This is a genomic window from Anaerotignum sp. (assembly GCF_045122575.1).
Taxonomy (GTDB): Bacteria; Bacillota; Clostridia; order Lachnospirales; family Anaerotignaceae; genus Anaerotignum_A.
Genome location: NZ_JBGVHV010000100.1, coordinates 1 through 2,292, shown reverse-complemented (window position 1 = coordinate 2,292; position 2,292 = coordinate 1). Strand labels below are relative to the sequence as shown.

General features: G+C 46.9%; 3 protein-coding genes. 2 read left to right on the top strand and 1 reads right to left on the bottom strand.

From position 1 onward, the window contains the following. Together ACJMLT_RS04415 and ACJMLT_RS04410 are read left to right on the top strand one after the other, a co-directional pair. Window positions 1-1,108: Smr/MutS family protein (locus tag ACJMLT_RS04415; protein ID WP_405727167.1), on the top strand; the 1,108-nt coding region annotated here is incomplete at its 5' end. A 21-nt stretch (window positions 1,109-1,129) separates the two neighbouring features. Beyond that, window positions 1,130-1,816, top strand: coding sequence for a response regulator (locus ACJMLT_RS04410; RefSeq protein WP_405727164.1), 687 nt, complete (start codon window positions 1,130-1,132; stop codon window positions 1,814-1,816). Between the two features lie 46 nt (window positions 1,817-1,862). Here ACJMLT_RS04410 and ACJMLT_RS04405 read toward each other — a convergent pair. Continuing rightward, on the bottom strand, window positions 1,863-2,292 hold a 430-nt coding region (locus tag ACJMLT_RS04405; protein WP_405727161.1), incomplete at its 5' end, for a hypothetical protein.

The following is a 2,292-nucleotide window of genomic DNA, read 5'->3' as shown; positions in this document are numbered from 1 at the left end:
TACAGAAGGTGCGGCTCTGGCAATTGCTATCATCAAAGCCCTGCTGGAAAGAGAAATCAGAACGGCAGTGACCACCCACTACAGCGAATTGAAGGTATTTGCTCTTTCTACAGACCATGTAGAAAATGCCTGCTGTGAATTCAGCGTGGAAACCCTGCGTCCGACTTATAAACTGCTGATCGGTATTCCCGGTAAGAGTAATGCCTTTGCCATTTCCAAACGTCTGGGGCTGCAGGATTATATTCTGGATTCTGCGAAAGAATTTATCAGTCAGGACGAAGCGAAGTTTGAAGATGTGATCACCGATCTGGAAATCAGCAAAAAATCCGTGAAGATCGAACAGGAACGAGCGGAAGAATACCGCAGAGAAGCGGAAGCGCTGAAAAAAGAAGTGGAACGCCAGAAGGAAAAAACAAAACAGCAGAAAGAAAAGATCCTGGAAAAAGCCAGAGAAGAAGCGAAACAGATCTATGTGAAGGCCAAGGAAGAAGCCGACAGCATCATCAAAGAGATGAACAAACAGGCGAAAGAGGCCAACAACAAGAACAAGGCGCTGGAACAGAGACAGAAACTGAACGAAAAACTTTCTACCATGCAGGCAGATTTCCTGAGATCCAAACGGGTGAAACCCAACCACAAGGCACCCGAAAACCTGAAGGTGGGCGACAGAGTCTATGTGATCTCCTTCGACCAGAACGGGGAAGTGCTGGCTGCGCCTGATAAGAATAAAGAAGTTATGGTGCAGATGGGTATTATGAAGATGAAGGTTCCTGTGGCGGAACTGATGCTGGATGATACCCCTCAGCCTAAGGAAAAACAGCAGAGAAAACAGCCTGCAAGGGCGAAACTTTCCAAGAGTCAGTTTATTTCTGCGGAAATCGACTGCCGCGGTCAGCTGGTGGATGAAGCCATTGCAAATATTGATAAATATATCGATGACGCATATCTGTCCGGTCTGAAACAGGTAGTCATCATCCATGGTAAGGGTACCGGCGCGCTGCGTGCAGGGGTACAGAATTACCTGAAAATGAATTCTCATGTGAAAAGTTACAGACCCGGTACATTTGGCGAGGGCGAGGCCGGTGTAACCGTTGTTGAATTGAAATAATTTAAAAAAGAGGTGGAGAAGATGGGGAAACAGAAAATTCTGATCGTAGATGATGATCTGCATATTGCGGAACTCATCTCTCTGTATATGATGAAGGATGGCTATGAAACGGAAGAAGTCTATGATGGCAGAGAAGCCCTCAAGGCGGCGGAATCCTTTCAGCCCGATCTGATCCTGCTGGATCTGATGCTGCCCGGTATGGATGGCTATCAGGTCTGCACAGAGATCAGAAAAAACAGCCGTGTGCCCATCATCATGCTGACGGCAAAAGGTGAGACTTTTGATAAGGTGCTTGGTCTGGAACTGGGGGCTGATGACTATATCGTAAAACCTTTTGACCCCAAAGAACTGGTGGCGAGGGTGAAGGCGGTGCTGCGCAGATATGAACCCAGACAGGAAGAAGTGGATAAGGATGTGCTGCGGTTTGATGCACTGGAAATCAACCTGTCCAATTATTCTGTTTCCTATCATGGGAAAAGCCTGGACTTTCCGCCGAAAGAATTTGAACTCCTTTCTTTTCTGGCTCAGAATCCAAATCGGGTATTTACCAGAGAACAGCTTCTGGATCGGATCTGGGGCTATGAATATGTGGGCGATACCAGAACGGTAGACGTACATGTGAAAAGGATCCGTGAAAAACTGAACAGCGAGGATACATGGGGCATCCGCACAGTCTGGAGCGTAGGGTATAAATTTGGAGAGAAATAAGCAAATAAAAAGGGGATGTCAGATGACATCCCTTTTTTATCCATAATCATACTTCAGATTTTTCTTCCACAGATTCTTCTGCGGGAATTTCCTCAGCGGGAACTTCTTCGGCTGCAGCGAGTTCCTCAGTGGGAACAGCTTCACCGTCTACAGAGAGATCTTCTGCAGCAACGGGTTCGGCCTGATTTTCGGCTTTTTTTGCTGCTTCGGCTTCAAACTGTTCTTTGTAACGTTCCATTGCCTGCTTGCGTACAGCTTCTTTACGCATATTGCCCCAGCGCAGCATGAGCATCAGGAACAGCATGAACAGGATCAGCACATGGAAACTATTCATGTTTGCCCAGTTGATGCGTGTCATAACGAGGACGATCAGCGCAACGATGATCATATCTCTGGGAGCCAGCTGTTTGCGTTTGGGTCTGTTGGGAGTTGTATTCTGATTATTTTCCATAAGTAGGTACAGGCAGAAATCTGCC